Annotated in this window: 15 protein-coding genes; 10 read left to right on the forward strand and 5 right to left on the reverse strand. The window is 53.6% G+C overall.

All coding sequences use genetic code 11. From position 1 onward, the window contains the following. Positions 1-171: 171 nt before the first annotated feature. Complete coding sequence (locus ACN0VM_RS04070; protein WP_417449565.1) at positions 172-564, forward strand: hypothetical protein; 393 nt, start codon at positions 172-174, stop codon at positions 562-564. Between the two features lie 6 nt (positions 565-570). Here ACN0VM_RS04070 and ACN0VM_RS04075 read toward each other — a convergent pair whose 3' ends face one another. Both ACN0VM_RS04075 and ACN0VM_RS04080 read right to left on the reverse strand, forming a co-directional pair. After that, on the reverse strand, positions 571-1,923 hold the full coding sequence (locus tag ACN0VM_RS04075; protein WP_417449566.1) for a hypothetical protein: 1,353 nt from the start codon (positions 1,921-1,923) through the stop codon (positions 571-573). Between the two features lie 100 nt (positions 1,924-2,023). Further along, on the reverse strand, positions 2,024-2,788 hold the full coding sequence (locus tag ACN0VM_RS04080; RefSeq protein WP_417449567.1) for a hypothetical protein: 765 nt from the start codon (positions 2,786-2,788) through the stop codon (positions 2,024-2,026). A 341-nt stretch (positions 2,789-3,129) separates the two neighbouring features. Between ACN0VM_RS04080 and ACN0VM_RS04085 the strand changes: the two genes are divergently transcribed. Continuing rightward, a complete protein-coding gene (locus ACN0VM_RS04085; protein ID WP_417449582.1) occupies positions 3,130-3,726 on the forward strand; it encodes a tyrosine-type recombinase/integrase in 597 nt (198 codons plus the stop codon). A gap of 529 nt (positions 3,727-4,255) precedes the next feature. On the opposite strand, the gene ACN0VM_RS04090 is transcribed toward ACN0VM_RS04085, so the two are convergent. Further along, entirely contained in the window at positions 4,256-8,446 is a 4,191-nt protein-coding gene (locus ACN0VM_RS04090) for a hypothetical protein (protein WP_417449568.1), read from the reverse strand. Between the two features lie 334 nt (positions 8,447-8,780). On the opposite strand from ACN0VM_RS04090, the gene ACN0VM_RS04095 reads away from it, so the two are divergent. The 8 genes from ACN0VM_RS04095 (at position 8,781) to ACN0VM_RS04130 (ending at position 16,585) form a co-directional block, all read left to right on the forward strand. Continuing rightward, positions 8,781-9,152 carry a hypothetical protein gene (locus tag ACN0VM_RS04095; protein ID WP_417449569.1) on the forward strand — a complete coding sequence of 124 codons (372 nt, stop codon included), beginning with the start codon at positions 8,781-8,783 and terminating at the stop codon, positions 9,150-9,152. A gap of 12 nt (positions 9,153-9,164) precedes the next feature. Further along, positions 9,165-10,568 (forward strand): hypothetical protein, encoded by a 1,404-nt coding sequence (locus ACN0VM_RS04100; RefSeq protein WP_417449570.1) that lies wholly within the window; start codon positions 9,165-9,167, stop codon positions 10,566-10,568. 10 nt (positions 10,569-10,578) lie between these two features. Continuing rightward, a complete protein-coding gene (locus tag ACN0VM_RS04105; RefSeq protein WP_417449571.1) occupies positions 10,579-11,328 on the forward strand; it encodes a hypothetical protein in 750 nt (249 codons plus the stop codon). Next, positions 11,325-11,513, forward strand: coding sequence for a hypothetical protein (locus tag ACN0VM_RS04110; RefSeq protein WP_417449572.1), 189 nt, complete (start codon positions 11,325-11,327; stop codon positions 11,511-11,513). The genes ACN0VM_RS04105 and ACN0VM_RS04110 overlap by 4 nt, the downstream gene beginning before the upstream one ends. Positions 11,514-11,889: 376 nt before the next feature. After that, positions 11,890-12,312: a plasmid mobilization relaxosome protein MobC gene (gene mobC / locus ACN0VM_RS04115; RefSeq protein WP_417449573.1), complete on the forward strand. Its 423-nt coding sequence runs from the start codon at positions 11,890-11,892 to the stop codon at positions 12,310-12,312. Continuing rightward, positions 12,302-13,186 (forward strand): relaxase/mobilization nuclease domain-containing protein, encoded by an 885-nt coding sequence (locus ACN0VM_RS04120; RefSeq protein ID WP_417449574.1) that lies wholly within the window; start codon positions 12,302-12,304, stop codon positions 13,184-13,186. Before mobC ends, ACN0VM_RS04120 begins: the two co-directional genes overlap by 11 nt. Then, positions 13,183-14,772 carry a type IV secretory system conjugative DNA transfer family protein gene (locus tag ACN0VM_RS04125; RefSeq protein ID WP_417449575.1) on the forward strand — a complete coding sequence of 530 codons (1,590 nt, stop codon included), beginning with the start codon at positions 13,183-13,185 and terminating at the stop codon, positions 14,770-14,772. The genes ACN0VM_RS04120 and ACN0VM_RS04125 overlap by 4 nt, the downstream gene beginning before the upstream one ends. 229 nt (positions 14,773-15,001) lie before the next feature. Further along, positions 15,002-16,585: an ABC-F family ATP-binding cassette domain-containing protein gene (locus tag ACN0VM_RS04130; protein ID WP_417449576.1), complete on the forward strand. Its 1,584-nt coding sequence runs from the start codon at positions 15,002-15,004 to the stop codon at positions 16,583-16,585. Positions 16,586-16,705: 120 nt separating this feature from the next. Here ACN0VM_RS04130 and ACN0VM_RS04135 read toward each other — a convergent pair whose 3' ends face one another. Together ACN0VM_RS04135 and ACN0VM_RS04140 are read right to left on the reverse strand one after the other, a co-directional pair. Continuing rightward, the gene (locus ACN0VM_RS04135; RefSeq protein ID WP_417449577.1) at positions 16,706-18,184 is read right to left on the reverse strand and encodes an indolepyruvate oxidoreductase subunit beta family protein; all 1,479 of its coding nucleotides are present in this window, start codon (positions 18,182-18,184) and stop codon (positions 16,706-16,708) included. After that, positions 18,184-18,970 (reverse strand): thiamine pyrophosphate-dependent enzyme (locus ACN0VM_RS04140; protein ID WP_417449578.1); only part of this gene is annotated, 787 nt, incomplete at its 5' end. The genes ACN0VM_RS04140 and ACN0VM_RS04135, both read right to left, overlap by 1 nt.

Consider the following 18,970-nt stretch of genomic DNA (forward strand, 5'->3'; position numbering starts at 1 on the left):
TTTGCGCTCCTGCCCTCACATATAGCGGTTTCTTCCCGAGATGATGTTCAGTGCAGCATACCGTTTTACGCGAATCGATGGAAGGTGTATGCTACTTTTCAGCAATTGATTTTCACGAATACTCCGAGTCCTATGGGCCGAGTGCGTGAATCAGTGGCCGAAGGAAGCCTCATGACCACCGACACAGACCCGACCTATTCTCTTGATGACCTCATCGTGCGCGAGCGCGAGGATGAAGATTATTTGGTTTCCTGCGTTGCCAATTTACAAGAGGCAGCAGACGCGTATCAAGAAGCAGAGACTGCGTTGGAAGGGGAAGTGCCTGATGCAGCGTTAGGCACCAAGGAAGAGATAGCTTCTGCGTTGGAGACGGCCCGTCGGAGCCTGCACTATGCGCTTGAGGAGCTGAATGAAGAGGATATTTCCCGTGCGCTGGAACAGGGGCTTATGGCTGAAGGTGAAGCGGCGTTTGCGCTAAAACACAAGCGTTTTATGGAGTTGGAAGAAATGCGAGAGCAGCGTGATCGGGGGAGAGAGATTAATCGGGATGATTTGGAAAGATAACCCTTCCTACAAGGTGTATGAAGGAAGTGTCCGTATAGGCTGCTTGGTCTTTGTGTCCCGATACCCAAACCGGATTTCCAGTGTCTCCAAACCCTGACTATCCGTGCTAACGATGTCGTATGCTGTAAGGCTGCCGAGTTCTGGTAACGGATTGTACAGCAAAGCTTCTTCAAATTGTTCGCCGAAATGATCTTTCAGGAGGCAGCGCGCGCCTTGCAGCCGCATCGAAATATAGTCGGTCTTCAAACTGTCCGATTGCCGAACCGTTTGGTGTGCGACTGCTGAAGGGCGCGAAGGATGTACGTTATCAGAGGTAGTGGACTGAGAACTATTCGTAGATGAAGCGCTATTGCGTGACGCAATTACTTCTTGTTTCGCTTTTTCATCCGCTTCTATGGAGTCTCGCAATTCTTTAAAGCTATCTTCCAGCAATTTGGGGTGGCCTCGCCACCAAATGGCATGACCTGCTGCGAGGTTTTTTCTTATCACCTCAACAAGACTTTTTTGTATCCGAGCAACATGCTCACCATGTTCCAAGTTTTTTGGAACGCATAGCACTGTTGGACTGTGAATCTTACAACCTTCCGTGTCGAATGTGACCTGGTATTTCTCACCTGATTTTGGATCACAAATGGTGACGCGAGAAGGAATGCCACCCTGTGTCTGGCATTCGAATTCCAAGCCCGCTTCTAGGCAGGTCTCGCGCGTTGCATTGGCACTTTTGAAGATGCCCTCGATGTTTAGAAGAATGCGCTCACATTCTACAACAATTGCTTCGACGCGCTTCTTGTCAGTAGACTTATAAAAATGCTGATAGAACACATCCGGGATCGCACCCTTTCGCCCTTTTTTGAAGAACCAATGAATTTGCGATAGACCCTGTTCCGTCAGTCCCTTGTCGAGTTCTTCCAACTCTCTATTGGGGCGACGGCCTGTCTCAAATTCGAAACCAATCCGCAGGCCCGATACTGGGCGCGTACAGGCCAAATCACAGAAGAAATGTGACAACTTTGCCTCTGTCACAATTTCCCAGCCCAATTCTTCGGCTTTCGTCGCTACGGCAATCACAATGCTATCTCGATCTATGTCGGCTTCCTTGGACGAGCATTGTTCGAGTGTGTAGGGCGGGTGAGCGAAGTGACGCACTCTGTCGCGAGGCGTTCGGACTTTAGGCACTATCCCGCAGCATGGAAGTTTGAGCACGCCAGCCTCGGCAGCCTCAATGATGCCTTCCCATTGCTCATCTGAGGCCTTGAACGCGTACACGTCCTGCTTACCTGATTCCTCATCTATAGTGGCTCGTTGTGGCATGCGCATCCTAAAAAAAACAAAACCTATAATTGCAATATTACTCACCATACTCAATGCCGAAATTTGCAAAGTCGCGTCATTTTAGCGCTCTCTAAAGCATAGAATTGCAGGTGCCGCGTTACAGCCCAATAACGCTGGGAGACAGGTTCTATGCTGGAAAGCGAACTTTTTTGCCCTGATGATTCTCGTTTCGTTGAGTTAGAGAAAACGAGTGCAGAGACGCCACACGAAACACCGCATGTCCCGGACCAAACCATGTTTCCACACTGCTCGGCTCCGACAGTGCTTCGGCCTCGTAGATTTCCGTGTGCCCGTTAATATGAATCAGCCGTATAGTGTTGTTGTACCGCTCCACAAATCCGTATTGCAGCCAGCGTTCGCCAAAGACCCCCGGTGTGTAGAAGGCAAAGTGAAACACCTGCGGTGTTGTATGTCGTATATCGCTGGAGCCAGATAGCCCGATACAGGCGTAATACAGTGCGCGTTTCGCCGGGTCGTGTTCGAACTCCTTCACATGCCATGGACGGCCATAGAAGGTCTCCGCGAGCGAAGGCGGTGGCCATGCCTGCTGTCGTCCAAAGAGGTCTGCTAAAAAGCTGAGTGAGGGTTGTCGCCACTGCCGGAGTTGTACGGCATTGAGCAGCCAGTGAATAGCGTCAGATATGCTACCATCTCTAGCCGTTAGGATACTGAAGGGATCGATATCGAGCAGGCTGCATAACGAGAGCAAGTCGCTTGCCGAGCGGGGCAGTTGTCCCTTCATCCATCGATACACGGTCGAGCGGTCAGGCGGATCGGACAGTGCCTTCCGTTCTGAAGTGGTCCATGCGTCAAGCAACCCTGGAACGCCGTTGGAGTAGCGCTCAATAATTAGCGTTTTGAGCAAACTTCCATTGAGGCAGATTGCCGCCACTGTGTTTCTCCCCCTGCTGTCGCATATGAAACATGCCTTATGCGACAGCCTTCGCACCTAAATATTCTATGCTTTTCCTTTGTGGGATTGCAACAGCGTACGCCCGAGAGCATGTGACTGCGCACCTGAAAATTCGGAGAGCATGGTATGATGAAAAGGATGAATTTTCCGCAGAAATGCGCGCTTTTAAACCGTTCGACTATTCTGTCCATGCTTACAACCGATGTCAATGTCTGTTTCGTGTGGCTATGAGTATCAAATCGACATCTTTTGTTCGTGACGCTAATGGCGAGCGTAAATATCTCAACTTGGCGGAACGCCGAGCATTTTTGGATGCTGCTATGTCAGCTGCGCCTGAAGTTGCTACGTTTTGCGCCGTGTTGGCGTATACCGGCGCGCGTGTTTCCGAGATATTGGCTCTGTCACCAGACCGGATAGACTTCGATGATGAGATTATTGTCATTGAGAGTCTAAAGAAGCGGTGTCGTGGACATTTTCGCACCGTACCTGTACCGCGTGAATTGCTCCGTACTCTTGATGCTGTCCATAACATCAAAGCTGATCAGCAACGACACAGATGTGCAAATAGAATGCTGTGGCCATGGTGTCGAACGACGGCCTGGAGCCGGGTGAAAGAAATCATGAGGGCAGCGGGCGTAAATGGACCGATGGCAAGCCCCAAGGGTTTGCGACACAGCTTAGGTGTTTCCGCTATCCAATCAGGTGTTCCCTTAAATATGGTGCAGAAGTGGTTGGGCCAAACAAACAAGAACTGCTCGATATGCAGGCTTCCATTGACGACACCGACTTGGAAAATAGAGAAAAGACACTTGCCGTTAAGAGCTATACCCCGTCATTTCTCGATATTCATGCACGGCAGATTGAAGCATGGGCTGATCGTAACCTGGAGGCAAGAGCTGAACTTGCAGCCCTATTGAGGCGCCTTGTTAGCACGACAACGCCAAGCTTAATAGAGTACTCATTCCCGGCGTATGATCACTCTCAGCTTCACGGCTGGGACGGTCATGTGGAAGCAGAGAGTGCAACTGCATGGGTTCCAGTTGGGAAATCAGGTTGGGAGTTTGGTTGCAATGAGAATGTTCAGACTAAAGCTAACAAGGACTATGGGACACGCACCGTCAGTACTGAAGATATCTGGCCCGTGAATTCTATCCCGATATCAACCAAGAAGACCTGATCGGGCAGGCCAATTATCACATCTATCTCAAACTGATGATTGATGGGGCACCATCAAAGCCATTTAGTGCGTATACCGTGACGTAGTCATATGAGGCACTAGTTTTCCGAGCATTTCTATGCACACAGATGTATCATACATAAGATAGATGCATTGGCACAAAGTGTCAGGGGTGAGCCGTGGCGTTTCAGACAGATGATTCAGGATTGCATGCCGCAGGTAGAGCGGCGAGAGGTGAAGCTAATCGCCAATTCCAATTAAGGCGTGGTCTAGTCCTGTGCGCTACTATCCACCGATGACCTGGACAGGGCTAGTCTCAGCATATCAGTTTCACCCTGATACATGCGCGCTATGTCACGAAATGCTCCAGTAGAGCGTGTTTCTGCACTGCCAAACTTTGATACCGCTAATACAAGCTGGTCCGCTCGACCTTCACTCGGGAGGCCAGGGAGAGGCTTCAAGGTATGAAAATGCTTTGCGCCGGCTAAAATTGTTCGTCCAATATTAAGGCTTGTTGCAGGATGCTCTTTTCCTGACCAGGATCGCTCAATAAGAGCCTCAGCCAGGAAGAAACCCATCGCACAATTTAAATCATCCAGTATGCGGTTTCCGAGCCCCTTCTCTGCTCGCCTTAGATACAATCCACCAACTAACCCAAGGACTTTGGGGTCGGCAAAATTGGTGGAGAGCGTTTCAGCAGTATTGTCTGGGGCGCCAGCGGTAAGGTTTTGAAAATAGTCAAAATTCTCAAGAAGGGTATTGGGGAACCCTTCAACTGTTCCGACTATTTTTTCATGCAATTTCGCAACAGATACCCAGTCAACGCTATTATCAAGTTCAAGTGCAATCTGGTCTCCGAGTATGGCAACGTCTTCTGCTTCGTAAAAGCTTCCAGACAAATCTTCAACGACGCTCTTAGCTTCTCGCAGAAATTCGATAGACTCCTCGGTTTCAACACTCGGTCGATAGACTGCGGAAGTGTATAATTGTTGCGCCAAATTTGCAGCTGCCTCACGCCGAATCTCGCCGTTGAGGCTCTTCATCCGCACCTCACGAAAGTCTTGTATGGCACTTTCGGTATTCCAAATATAGCTATGGTACCTTGCTCGCTGGAGTAGGAGTATTTGATTTCCTTCCCTGTGTGCCAAAGCGTCATTGAGTATTTTCAGGGGCCGCTCAACGTCAGAGGGCTCTCCAGTCAATACGGATTTCGACCTAACGAATTGGGCCATATTTTTAAATCGGGCCAAAGTCAGGTGGACCGTGTCCCCAAAAAATTTCTCAATCGTGTTTAGTTTTTTCTGCCGCTTTTCAAATTCATCAGCCAACAGCACCAGTTTCTGCGCTTTGGGTAGCACGACAAAGTTGCGCCCCTCGGCATTAAGACGCTGGTCAATATGTCGCTCAATGCTACCTTCGGCTCGCCATTCCCTTTCGATTGTCCACAAATAGGTTCGGCCATATGGTCGAATATTAATTGGCGCCTTTTCTAGCCATGCGCGGAATCTTCGCATTTCTTCGGCGAGGTCATCCGATAGAGAATATATTTCAGACAAAGAATTAATGTGATCGGTGGGTAGGTTTTGGGCGCCATTGGCGATACTGTCCATCAAGCGAAATTTAAGATGCCATGCGGATGGTGAAGGGTCTAACTCCAACGCTCTTTTGCTACGGGAAAGTGCTTTTTTATCGTCCCCTAAAGTGTGGAGAAGGCGGGCATGAACAAGACATGCGCGGGGATCGCTACTAATATCTTCTACTCCTCCAGCTTGTAAAATGCACAACGCCGATCTAATCCGTTTTTCCTGATGACGTACGTTCCAAGCCCTACGTGCTTCGTTGCGGATCAAGGCCGCCATTTGGGATCGAATGCCTACGTTCCATGTATCGGGCGTACCTTTAATGCTCTCAAGATGGTTTTGGGCACCATCAACCCATTTAGTTCTCAGCGTCTCATCCGGCTCAACTTCAAGAAGTCTACGAACCGTCCTGAGATAAAACTGAATACATCTTGGGTCATCTGGCGCAAGCGTTACGCATTGAGCCGCATGTTCAAGTGCTCTTATAAGCTCACTTCTCTCCTTAGCTATTGTGCCCATGAAATGGGATGAGCTAATGGCGAGACGAGCTAGTAGCCATTGTTTCCAAGAGGTATTAGGAAGCCAGGTGGCTCTTGTAAACGCTTGCAGAGCTAGCTCTAAATGTTCTCTGCCTTTGGAGACATCCCCTTGTCTGAGACAAAGTTCACCCATGTTTAGTATGAAGCTCACCCAACATTGTATCCAATGCTCATCATGATGTCCGAGGGCGCTCTCCAACTGGCAGGCGATAACAGAGGCAATCCTTATGCGCGCCTCCAAAACTGCTTCAATCCGATGAAATTTCTTCAAGCCATAGAATAGTGAAGTATCAAGCACGGAAAGTTGTCGTGAGTTAATATGGTCTATTGTTTCTACAACCTTGAGGATGCTGACGAGGCTTCCATCAAATTGATCGGCCGCAGCACCAAATTGGCCATGAGTGCTGAGTGTCAGAGCAGCTAACGCTGCATCAAAATCAGCTTCATCAATACTCTGCCGCAGATACTTTGAAGTGTCTTCTTGCTGTTGTTTTTCCGGAGAGGGGGCAATAGGGTCAGCTGCAGCTTCTTGCGCCAATAGAATTCGGAAATGCGAAAGGAGTGTTGTCTCCTCCGGGGCAAACTGTTCAAACCAAGCGACCAGACGGTCAAGGACAGCTGCGGTGCCTTGGGTACGACGACAAAAGAAAGCGCTACATATGTCGCGTATTGTGGCCCGTAGCTCCTCTGCAGAGGAGCGTGTCAACGAACTAGAAAATATCAGTGCAGCGCGCGCACGAATAGCGTCTCTACCAAAACCGATAAGCAAGAATGGATTATCAATATTGAGCCAGTTTAGACGGTCCAGATCCTCTATGAGCCTGGTGGGCAACTCATGCCCACATAATGAGTCTTGCGTCAGATTAGGACTATCAAGAATGGCAATTGCCATTAACGTAACCATTGCGGGTTGAAGTGCGCAACCATGCTCCTGGCAAAGTACCCGTAAGACCGACTCCGCCAAGTTTGCGGCATGTTCCATTACTGCAAGCGCCAAATTTTCGCCTGTTATAACTTCATCAGTTTTCTCGAAAGCCGGTCCGAAACGGATTGCCCCCTGAAATAGCGGGCCGGGGTATAGGAGGCTCTTGTCCTCTCGTAGAATTTCAATGGCCTCGCGTGCTCGAGTTTCAGGTTGCCTCCCCACACCTATCAGAAAAGCCTGCGCATCGGGTTCAGTAAACGGTCCCAATGAGACAGAAACATTTGCTCTCCCAAGCCCAACGGGTGGGTGCGCGCCATTCCCTTCAAGCAAAACGGTTGCCCTACGAAAGACGCTTAGGTCAAGCACCGCTTCCAGCTCTTGTAGTGCTGCATCACGCGTCACCTTTGGGAGGCTTTCGAAGATGGCTACGAGATTGTGGTGGCCGAGGGTGTGGCTAATAAATGACGATATAAATTCGCGCTCAAAGTTCAGTGGGCTGTGAGGGGTGTCAGCGCTTTCATCATCAACATCTACATCATCCAAATTAGCATCAAATAAAGAGCGGGGGCCATGTAAAGCAAGAAAGATCGCCCGAAGTGGACGCGAGGCGTCGGAGAAGTCCACATGTAAAAATGCAGGAGTATCGCCATGCATATACTTCATTGAGATGGTATGGGAAAATTTCTGCAACAGCGCACTCTTCCCGGCGCCTGGCGGGCCTTCAAGGAATATCAGAATACCTCCGTTCCAATGGGCTTGATAGAGTTCCTCAAGTTTACGGCTGTCATCCTCTCTATAAACGATTTCTCGCGGCGGTTTCAGCCTTGGCGGGAGTGTCTCGGGTGTTGGGCTTACTACATAATCTGAGCTGGCGCGGAATCGCTCTTCCAGTCCTACAGGAAAGCTTGCTTGAGCGGCACTCACTGCGACTGCCTGACGCAACTGTTCGTCGGCCTGGTCTCTTTCATTTTGCCTAATACTACTGAGGGTCTGAAGGTGATCCGTTAAGAGCTTGATGGTGTCGGTCAAAAGCCCCTTATGAGTGCGTATCCAATATTGATGGAGAAATTTTGCTAAATCCCGTTCGTCCCGACGAAGGTTTCGGTCATTTCTCTCTATGTAGGTGTGCCCTTGGAACAAAGACAGAAGCTTATTGGTGACGTTGACACTGCGACTGATATCACCATTGCCGCGCGTCCACTTTGAATGGGCTGAGCGATCAATGGCGAGCCAACTAAGCAGCTCAGAGACTTTGCCCTCTACGGTGGGTACTTTAACCCCTTTTCTTCCAGTGCCCTCAAGGCGTTCTAGGTATTCGTGACCGGAATTAAGAGCGCTTCGCATAAGCAAGTTTACAGCGCCGACTAACTCGTCGGGTGCAGCTCGTTCGTCAAAGTTCTGATCGCCCTCCACCATGGCGATAGATGGTAGGCGCGATACAACCTTTCTTCAATCCCCAATTTGGCAGCGTTTTTGGCAATCGTGCCAAAAACGACATGGATGGCGGTTGTGTCCGGAAACCAACGACAATGAGCTTACCTCTCGCCGAGGGGTCCCTCTTCAAGGGCAACGCGTAAGCCAATGAGGTCCTGAATGCAACCATAAAAAGAAAGCCGGGTGGTGATGTTAGCGCATCACCCCCGGCAAAAATGAACACCTTCCACCGAGTTAAGTTCACAACCCGAGGTGCCCACTACCTAAAGATACCATATACACTAATAACGTGCAAATGGTAGCCAGGGCATCCTGAATGACAGGAGTGCCCACAATGGCCACAGACCCTGACCCCAGAATCCAGCTCCATCACACGGTTCGTGCAACATTTGGGTGGCGCTTCCGTGACATTAACGCCCCCTGGGGCGCCCTTCACCACGCGATCCGACATTTCCTGAAAGGGCAGTATATCGCCGCGCTCAAAGCCTGTCGCCGCGCGGACCCACAGTACGACGGCTGCACCATGAGCGAGGTGATGCAGCTCGAAGCGTTTTCCCTGCGCGCGCTCCACCTGCTGCCTCGCGAGGACGTGCTCGCCACAATTTCCGAAATGCGGGCCACTACCCACAGCGAAGCCATCGTCAAGCGGCTCCTGACTAAACTTTTCCTCCCCCACAAAGCCTGCTGAAAGGACCAGGCCATGGCTACTTCTCAAATTTCCAACCTCGTCGCCATCATTGGCCACCGCGTCGCGGATACCCGAGTCCGCCGGCGCATGAAGACGATCTCGGACTCCGAAATCACCCAGCGCGCCCGTACAGCGGGCGCCAACAACCTGCCTACCCATGATGCCCAGATTCCCTGTCCTCACGAACAGAAGATCGCCGCCACAGCGAGCGACAATCTGGATGGCATCGGGAGCCACATCGCGGGCCATGTCCAAGGCTGCCGGCAAGCGATCGACGCACTTGCATTCGCCGATGTCTGTGCACCGCTCCAAACGGCGGAACGTGAACTCGCCAAAGCAAAGGGCTGCGCGCAAGAACAGCTCATGAATGCCGAGGTGGAACTCGTCAAAGACATGCGCACAGAAGAGGTGTTCAAGCGTGAAAACAACCTGGCCCGTCCCGCGGAATATCCGCCGGCAGGTCGTAAGGCCGCTGTGTTGATGATGGCGGTCGGCCTCGAACTCCTAATCAACACCTTCATGCTTATGGACTTCAGCCGCGGCGGCATTAAAGAAGCATCGATCCTCGGCTTGGCTATCGCCGGCATCAACGTCTGCATGGGGTACTCCCTAGGTTCCATCTTCGGGCGCAACCGCCGGCACGTCGATGAGCGCAAGCGGGCATGGGGCACGCGCATGGTCTGGGCCGGTGGTGCGCTCCTCGTGGCATGGAATCTTCTCGTCGCCCATTTTAGAATCTGCATGGCGCTTGATCCCGCAATTGCGTTCGTGGCGGCAGGTCCGCATTTCCTCGCGAGCCCTTTGAATATTTTCGGTAGCTTCGAGGCGATTGTTCTTTTCTTCGTGGGCAGTCTGTCTGCTGCCGGGGTCGCATATGCCGCCGACAAGCACCTAGACGATCCCTATCCAGGGTACGGAATTGTTGCACGGCGGAAGGTTGCCGCGCGGGAGAAAGTGAAAACGCTCAGGCAAGGCGCGCGGGCCGGCATCCACGGTATAGTTGACGACGCTATTGCCGACATCCAGGACAACCTTGACGCCATCATCACCAATTCCGCGCGCGCCATTTATACGGTCTCGATCGCGGACCACTGCATTGCGGTTATGGTGCCCACTGCGACCCAAATCGTCCGCAACTACACCCGCCAGCTTCGCCTGTTCCGGCACGTCAACGCAGAAACTCGGACCACGCCGGTTCCCGAATATTTCTCGGACTACGAGCCGATCGCACACCAACAGGCGTTCCTGCAATACGAGAACCAGCTTGAAGAGTTGCGGCGGGAAATCCGAGTGGGGGGCAAAAACACCAAGGCGGCAGTCGCCGCGGGTGTCGAACGGCTCCGGGCGATCGAGGCCGAGACCATTGATGCCGTGCTCGGCGTCCCGATCGGCGCCCGTCCGCAACTGCCTGAATAGGAGGGGGAACATGCACACGCGCGATATCACACAGATTGGCGGGGCCGCAGTTCTCATCCTCGGGCTCCTCTTTAGCGGGTACATCGGTGACGCCTTGGGTAAACCAGACCCTTGCACGGCGCCAGTACCGACCTCTCATACGGTCTTGCTCGCGGACCGCACCGACATCTTTTCCGCCACGGTGCGGGGGCGGTTGGCCGCGAGGGTGAGAGAGCTTGCTGCCGGCCTCCATGCCGGTGATCGCTATTCCATTTACACCATCGAAGATACGTCGCCTGAGCCGGTGTGGAGTGCCTGTCGCCCACGGAATGCTGAGGACGCGACCATTTCCACTCCAGGCGCGTACTGGCTTGACGTGGATTTCAAGGGGCATTTTGCAGGCCCTGTGCAAGCACTATCTGAAAAACTCGCCACCGCAGCGCAGGCACCACACTCTCCGATTATGGAGACCGTCGCGGCCATCGCGTCGATGCCGACGTTCTCGCCATCGGTTAAGAACCGCACGCTCATAATCGTAAGCGACATGTTGGAGAATACAGCAGGCTTTTCGCAGTACAGGTCGGGGCCAGATTTCCAGCAATTTCAGCATACCGCGTATGCGCGCGGTGTCGGCGTCCGGCTGGACGGTGTCCGCGTCCGCGTCCTCTATATCACCCGGCATGATGCTGCATCGGCGCACCAGGGAGCGGCCCACAAGGCGTTCTGGATTTCGTGGCTCAAGAGTCTCGGGGCCGATGTAACGGTGGAGGATGTACGATGAAAGACCCTTTCACTTCGCCTGCTCAGATAGCGCCCGCCAACGATGTGGTGGTGACACTAAATATTCATATATTTTACCGCCAACCGAGCGCCGAGCAGGTCCAACGGACAGCGCTGGATGATGAGATAGATCGGCTCAATCGGCACCTCGCTCGGTTCTATGGACCTGAAGAGGTGGCGTCATGACCGCCACGATTGCCCAGCTCTTAATTGTCTTTGGCGGTCTCGCTCTGGTGGTAGGGTGGAAGGGCGGTGCCATTCGCCTCATCATGTTGGCAGTAGGTGTCATCGTCCTTTCCCGGACAATGCCACACCTCACCATACCGCTTCATATGCTCGCGCTCCTCGCAATCTGTGTGCTGCTCTTCTTCGCGAGCTTCACGAGGCGGAGGCGGTGATGGGATTGGTTCTGAATTTTGGTTGGTTCAAAGACCACTCGCACGCGCGCAAGTTTGCAATTCTGCACGGAGCACAATTGCAAACTTGGCAGTGGGCGGAACTGCCCCCTACAACCCCCGCGACCATATCCAAGGACATAGTCGAGTGACGCGGGAGGCCAGTCATGACTGACACCTCCCGCTCAGAAAAAATGGCTGCATACCGCAGAGCATATTGGAAACGTTTCAAAACCGAGAAACGTCGGGTGTATGGCACGCTTTCTCAGGAAGAATATGCCGAGATTGCTGCGCGTGCCAAACGCGAAGGTCGTGCCGTCTTTGCGCAGATTTTTGCAGAGAGCTGTGCGTACCGGGAAGGTGCGTACCTCCCGTCAAAGGCTATTGAGAAGCAGATTGCTTCACTCTACGTAGCTCTGCGACAGATAGGTAATAACATAAACCAAATTGCCAAAGACAAGCACGTCTTTAGGTGTCTGCGCCGCCCGGAACAGGTCATGGTGGAATTGGCGCGGCTAGAGGAGGCCATTGCAGCATTTGTTGAGCGCCCGTGGAGGTGTGAAGATGGAGAGCGGGACGATGATCATTAAGAGCATGTCTCGGAAAGCACCCACGTTCACCCAGCTTCTTGGATATTTCCATCGGGACGGTCACGATGATACTGGCATCTATACCCGCAATCTCTATGCCTTGCCTGATGACGGTAATTGGCGTCCGGTAGCGAAAGCATTTGAGAAGAATGCTACACTTCTTCCAGCCAGAAAAAACGGGAACGCTCTCTACCATGAAGTTCTGGTGCTTGAGGAACAGCAGCAATGGTCTCGTAAGCAGCAGGTGGCTGCGCTTCATGATCTGGCAGAACAATATCTGGCACGGCGGGCACCAACGCAGTTGGCGTACGGAAAATGTCACTTTGACACCGAGTATCCGCATATCCATCTTATGATTTCCAGCAACGGCGTGCGCAGTGACCGGCGTGTCCGCCTGAGCCGTGCGGAACTGGCGACTATCCAGAGGGAAGTGGAGGCATATGCGTTTGAGAAGTATCCAGACCTAAACGGTGATCGCATCTATACCCGCGCGCAGCGTGAGGGCGTGCGGGTATCATCGGATGGCTATCAGGCCGCCAAGCGTGAGGGCAAAAGCCTCACTCGCACCGAAGAGGCGTGTGCGGCGGTCTCTCGGGCGCTGTCCACAGCGCATTCAGCGCAAGACCTGTCCGCTCACCTCAAAGCGGAAGGATTGTCCCTATACCGGCGAGGGAAAACCTGGGGCGTGTGTGATACCGAAAGCGGACGCCGATATCGGTTGAAAACACTCGGGCTGTTGGGCGCGTATGAAGCGGTGGAGGAGCGTTTTTCACTCCGTGCGGAACGTGAGACGGAATGTGCGGAACGCCGAAAGCGGCTTACTGATGTGGCCACCCGTGAAGCGGAAGGTTGGGATCGGGAGGACGAACGATGACACCCGGCGCGTTCAAAATACTGGCGGGCTTTATTATCGCACTCTCGGTCGTCATCGTGATGGGGGAGACGGATGCGGATTCCGCACTTGCCTGGGTCGTGGTTGGCATGATTACGCTCTGGCTTCTTTCCTATGCCTTCGGTACCTCCATGCTGTCCGTATTGTGGTCTTTCATGTCGGGCATAGGGCGTGGGATGGTGGCCACGTCGCAATGGGCGTTCTCCACGCAGAAACCGAGCGCCACCTTCATGGGGTTCTTTGAACGTTTCAGGTTCTTTGGAGGAAGTCATAAAGGCTTTCTGGTGGATGGGCATAAGAAGCGGCTCAACGAAAGGCTGTCTTTCCAGTCCCTTATCGCTGTGGGTGGGATGGGGATGGGCAAATCCTCGATCTTTGTGATGCCCAATTTATTCACTCTGGATGATTGCTCCATAGTCGTGAGTGATTCATCCGGCGAAATATACGAGCAGACCAGCGGGTATTTGGCCTCCAAGGGCTATGACATCAAAGTCTTCAATTTGATGCAACCGGAGAGGAGCGAACTGTATAACCCGCTGGCGGGCGATTTGGGATATATGGAACTGGCGCAGGCCGCCAATCTCATCGTGCGGTCGGCGCTCGACGGTGGAGGAGAACAGTCGTTTTGGAACGCAGGTGCCGAGAAGATTATTCGCATACTGATTCAATGCCTGCGGAACAGGAATGAACCAGAATACTGCAACCTCGCGAACCTGCTGTACCTTCTTAACAACTTCGATGCGCATGTTGCCGAATGCGGCGGGCGGCTCGACCGGTTTGTGGTTGAAAGCACGCTCACCGATCCCGCAACATACGCGGACTACAAAGGCTTTGTGAACGCGGGAAACGAGAAAACCGTGCTGTCGTTCTTATCCACTGCTACAACGGCGTTGTCTGCGGTCGGCAATCCCGACATAGCTCGGTTGACAAGTCAGAGTAGCTTTGCCTTTTCAGACCTTAGAAAACGCAAAACCGCTCTCTATGTCCTCGCCCGGCAACAAGACCTTCGTTTTTATTCCTTTCTTTTGAACTTGTTTTATACGGAGCTGTTCAACGAACTGCTCTCTGAACGGAATCCGGCGCATCTGCCTATCTATTGTCTTCTGGATGAATTCGGGCATCTAACTATCCCTAATTTCGATATCGTGGCCAGCACGGCCAGGAAGTATCGCATTGCGATTTGGTCGTTCATTCAGTCCATGAGTCAGATGGAATCCCGCTATGGCGAGTTGGGAGCAAAGACCATTCAGGATAGTTTTGGCACCCATATCTACCTGCCCGGCGTGGGGCTGGATACGGCCAAGGCGTTGGAACGCAGGTTGGGCAAGGTGCAGATACCGATGGAGCAGGGTGGTGAGGCTATTTATCGGGCCGAGAACCTGATGGAGGAAAGCGAAATTATTCAGATGCAGGGACATGAGGCGCTTCTTATCCACGCGAACCAGAAGCCTGTGAAGTTGCAAACGCGGCCATTTTATGAACAGGCGGGTATGGTAAGGAAGTCTAAGATGGAGCCGTATCCGCTGCTACGGCAAACGTCAAACGATGCAGCTTTGATCAGGTTTTAGGGGAATTGAGCTATATGACGATCACTATTCACAACCATGGCCGCAATCGTTGGCTGGCCAAGTCAGCGGGTTTCTATCCTCATCGCTGTATATTGATTGGGTCCCGCTTTGAGCAAACGTCTGCCGGTGGGCACTAAGTATACCGGCTCTTGGGGCGAGTTGTTATTTTTGTGTCATGTAGAGCGGATAGCTGTATAAGCGCGGCTTAAATCATTTACAGGACCCTTTCATGATCACTTTCTCCGATGTTGCGCTGCGGCGCGGCTCCAAGCTCTTGTTCAAGGACGGCAGCTTTAACCTCAATGCCGGGGAGAAAATGGGCCTTGTGGGCGGGAACGGGGCTGGTAAATCGTCGCTATTTGCATTGCTGCGGCATGAATTGATCGCTGAGACCGGCACGGTTGATTTCCCCAACCGGTGGCGTATCGCCCATGTGGCGCAAGAAACCGAAGGCAGCGCGAAGTCGGCGCTGCAGTTCGCCATTGATGGTGATACGGAACTGCGCGCGCTGGAAGCTGAGCTTGCAATAGCCGAGGAAGCTGAAGACGGCTATGAGATCGGCCGCATCTATGAGGAATTCATGCGTATCGACGCCTATTCGGTTGAGCGTCGTGCGGCAGACCTTCTTGTTGGCCTTGGCTTTGATGAAGCGGTTCATGAGAATCCGGTGTCCACTTTCTCGGGCGGTTGGCGGATGCGGCTCAATCTGGCGCAAGCGCTCATGTGCCGGTCTGACCTGCTGCTGCTTGACGAGCCGACCAACCACCTTGACCTTGAGGCTATCGTCTGGTTGCAGGACTGGCTGAAGTCATTTGAAGGTACGGTGCTGATGATCAGCCACGACCGAAACTTCCTTGATGCCACGGTTAACCGCATTCTTGAACTCGCGGGCGGCACGCTCACACTCTATACCGGCGGCTATTCGGATTATGAAAACATGCGCGCCGAACGGCTGATGCAACAGCAGGCGATGTATGAAAAACAGCAGCGCCAGATCGCGCATGTCTCGTCGTTTATTGACCGGTTTCGCGCGCAGGCTTCCAAGGCCCGGCAGGCACAAAGCCGCATCAAGGCACTTGCGAAACTGGAGCGTGTTGCCGCCGCCCATATTGACACCCCCTTCACCTTCAAGTTTCGCGAGCCTGATGCGATGGCCACAACCTTGTGGGAATCAGCGGGCGCTGACGCAGGCTATCCGGGTGCCCGTATCCTGAGCGATATTACCGTTCACATCGGCGCGGGCACGCGTGTGGGGCTTCTGGGGCGTAATGGGGCGGGCAAATCAACGCTGATCAAACTGATTGCGGGTGAGATTGAAAGCGAAAGCGGCGAGCTTATTCTCGATCGTCGTATCAATATTGGATATTTTGCACAGCACCAGCTTGAAACGCTGGACCCTGAGCAGTCGCCCCTTTGGCACATGAAGCAGAAAGCCCCCCGTGCGCGGGAGCAGGAGCTCAGAACCTATCTGGGCACCTTTGATTTTTCAGACAAGACCGTCTTCCAGAACACAGGCACCATGTCGGGCGGCGAGAAATCGCGGCTTGTGCTTGCCATGATCATCTGGGACCGGCCTAACCTGTTGCTGCTTGATGAGCCCACCAACCACCTCGACCTTGAAGTGCGCTCGGCGTTGACAATGGCGCTACAGGACTTCTCCGGCGCTGTTGTGCTGGTGTCCCACGATACAGCGCTTATCGAGACGGTGGTCGACACCTATTGGCTTATAGACAATGGTACCGTGACAGACTTTGACGGTGACTTGCTCGACTATAAAAAATACCGTGCCCAGGCTGACCGCAAGGTTGCCTGAACCCCTCTCTGAACTGCGCCTGAACCTCCGGGGGAGGTTCAGGCGCAGGGCGTCACTGGTTTCAGGACGCCTGGGGGCAAAACGCAATGCTTTTGAGCTGGCGCGGCTTCTGTGGGCCGATCAACCGGCTTTTGCCAGTGCCTTGCCATCCGGGTCGGAAAGAGCCGCCTCACGCCAACCGCTGACCAGTTCAGCCATATCTTCCGGCTTGCGTTTTGACGACTTGTAGAGCTGCATGACATGCTCGAAATTGTTCAGGCCGCGTTCAAAAGTATCGCCATATCCCTTGATCAAAAGTTGGCAGCGTACGAGCTCCGTCGCCAGTGACAAATGTCCGGCATGTGCTGCTTTTTGCACTGTATCAAGCCAGGCACGAATACGGACATGTTCGTCGTGATACCGAAGGGAATAGCGGCGAATCACCCGCAAGCCGGCCATGACCCGCAGCAGCAGGAACCAGCGCAGGCTTGTCACCTCCACATGTCGGCCCTTGTTGAAAAGAGGGCTTAACATGCGCCGGAGGCGAGGACTGTTGAGAATGCCGCGCCCGATCTGGCGCGGCAGTGTCTCGCATATTTCCTGCAGGCGGGGGTGCATGAATTCAGTGACATTCATCAACTGGCCGTCAGCTAATCGCACCTCGTTTTGAACGCGGGTGTGCCGACTTGCCCGGACCTTCAGGTCGGCAACGCGTATGGTATCGTCGTAGCCCATCCAAAGCGCCAGATGCCTTGCTGCCTCGCGGGTAAGGTCATAGGGGGCGGCGTCCAGCGCTGCAAGGCCGGCGAGATGATCAAGATACTCAGCGGCATAAGCGGCGTCCTGATAGTCCATAAGGCGGGCGACGCCGTGACGGGCGAAGCTCCACACAGCTTCCGGCAACTCGGATTGCAAGCGTGCGTCGAGCCGTTTCCCTGCGTCGGTGCGTGGTTGTGGCACCTCGGGCTGATTTTCGCGGGGGACGGAAACTTCCTGCGCATTTGCCGCAGTATAACCTTCAGCAAAACCCTTGAGGTTGCTGGACACAGCTTTGCCGCCAGCGCGAATAGCCTCCTCAAAACTCTCACGCGGGAAGGGCAAAGCGCCGCTGCCGGCCAGAGCACCAAACATCACCGAGCTGACAACGCTGCCGGAGCGTTCTGTAGCGGCTTCCATATCGAAACCGATAAAGCGCTTTGATCGTTCGGGCGCGACCTCCAGAATGCGTTGGCTGTTCGAGCGACCGTCTGCCATCGCTGATTTTTCACCGATCGCATAGATACGATGCGTGGACCCGATAAGCGTTGTGCGTTCAGCGGTGGAGAAACCCCGCAGGATTGCCCTGCCGGTTTCCATAAGCTCTGATGCGATAACGATATCCACATCACCAGCCAGCGGCATTTGTGCCAGCACGGGACGTTGATCGCTTTCGCTTTTGGCAATTTCTACATAATAGACCGTTGAGCCGGTACGCTGCGCCACGCCGGGAACCGACGTGCCCTGAACATGCCAGCCGTGCGCCCGCCCAACAGCCTGAATCCAGTCGGCCAGAACACCGCCTCCCTGCCCGCCCAAAGCGAGGATTGCGATAGAGATACGGTTTTGTGTGCTTTTCTGCATCAGAAACCCCTTTGCAGGCGTGTGTTTTCGTCCCGTCGCTGGATAAAGCCGATGATAGCGCGGCGGAAACGGTTACCCAGTTTCTCATGCCAGCGCGGGTTGGTGGTTATGCTGGCGCGGTAAAAACTTGGGCAGAGCACTGCGGCATGACTGACCTCACCGCAAAGGCCGCAGCCTACGCAGCTGTTGTCAACATGTGCCACCGGGTCCTGCCTGAGCGGGTCCGGGTTGGGTTTGATAGACAATGACGGACACCCGGAAAGCCGTATGCAGCTGTGATCGCCGGTGCAGGTGTCAGGGTCTACGCCAAACCGTTCACGGACGACGCGCTTACCAGCCTTGATGGCCTGCGCGCGAATTGGTTTTTCGCGTCGTTGTTTGTTCAGCATGCACTCGGACTGCGCAACGATAACCTTGGGGCCCTTTTCGGGGCTTGTCAGCGCCTCTCTCAGCAGGTCGCGCATCTTCTTGATGTCATAGGTGCGGTTCACTGACCGGACCCATTTGACCCCCACGCCCCGCACGGCCTCAGTGATCGGATTTTTGGTGGCCCGGTCTTTGTTGTCGGCGCGTGACGAGAGGATGTCCTGCCCGCCCGTGGCGGCGGAATAGCCGTTGTCGACAATAAGGGTGACCGTGTCGTCTTTGTTGAACACAGCGTTGCCGATGCCGGAGGTGAGGCCATTATGCCAGAAACCACCGTCTCCCATGATGGCGATGGCGCGCTTGTCCTTTGGTTTGAACGCTGATGCGCCAGCGCTGCCGAGGCCATACCCCATCGTGGTA

The sequence above is a fragment of the Kordiimonas sp. genome (genome assembly GCF_048260245.1).
Classification (GTDB): Bacteria; Pseudomonadota; Alphaproteobacteria; order Sphingomonadales; family Kordiimonadaceae; genus Kordiimonas.

What these genes read in the sequence shown, in the direction of transcription:
- ACN0VM_RS04095 (WP_417449569.1), top strand. Translation starts at nt 8,781, where the DNA reads ATGACAGGAGTGCCCACAATGGCCACAGACCCTGACCCCAGAATCCAG.
- mobC (WP_417449573.1), top strand. Translation starts at nt 11,890, where the DNA reads ATGACTGACACCTCCCGCTCAGAAAAAATGGCTGCATACCGCAGAGCA.
- ACN0VM_RS04110 (WP_417449572.1), top strand. Translation starts at nt 11,325, where the DNA reads ATGAAAGACCCTTTCACTTCGCCTGCTCAGATAGCGCCCGCCAACGAT.
- ACN0VM_RS04130 (WP_417449576.1), top strand. Translation starts at nt 15,002, where the DNA reads ATGATCACTTTCTCCGATGTTGCGCTGCGGCGCGGCTCCAAGCTCTTG.
- ACN0VM_RS04120 (WP_417449574.1), top strand. Translation starts at nt 12,302, where the DNA reads ATGATCATTAAGAGCATGTCTCGGAAAGCACCCACGTTCACCCAGCTT.
- ACN0VM_RS04075 (WP_417449566.1), bottom strand. Translation starts at nt 1,923, where the DNA reads ATGGTGAGTAATATTGCAATTATAGGTTTTGTTTTTTTTAGGATGCGC.
- ACN0VM_RS04090 (WP_417449568.1), bottom strand. Translation starts at nt 8,446, where the DNA reads ATGGTGGAGGGCGATCAGAACTTTGACGAACGAGCTGCACCCGACGAG.
- ACN0VM_RS04100 (WP_417449570.1), top strand. Translation starts at nt 9,165, where the DNA reads ATGGCTACTTCTCAAATTTCCAACCTCGTCGCCATCATTGGCCACCGC.
- ACN0VM_RS04070 (WP_417449565.1), top strand. Translation starts at nt 172, where the DNA reads ATGACCACCGACACAGACCCGACCTATTCTCTTGATGACCTCATCGTG.
- ACN0VM_RS04085 (WP_417449582.1), top strand. Translation starts at nt 3,130, where the DNA reads ATGTCAGCTGCGCCTGAAGTTGCTACGTTTTGCGCCGTGTTGGCGTAT.
- ACN0VM_RS04135 (WP_417449577.1), bottom strand. Translation starts at nt 18,184, where the DNA reads ATGCAGAAAAGCACACAAAACCGTATCTCTATCGCAATCCTCGCTTTG.
- ACN0VM_RS04105 (WP_417449571.1), top strand. Translation starts at nt 10,579, where the DNA reads ATGCACACGCGCGATATCACACAGATTGGCGGGGCCGCAGTTCTCATC.
- ACN0VM_RS04125 (WP_417449575.1), top strand. Translation starts at nt 13,183, where the DNA reads ATGACACCCGGCGCGTTCAAAATACTGGCGGGCTTTATTATCGCACTC.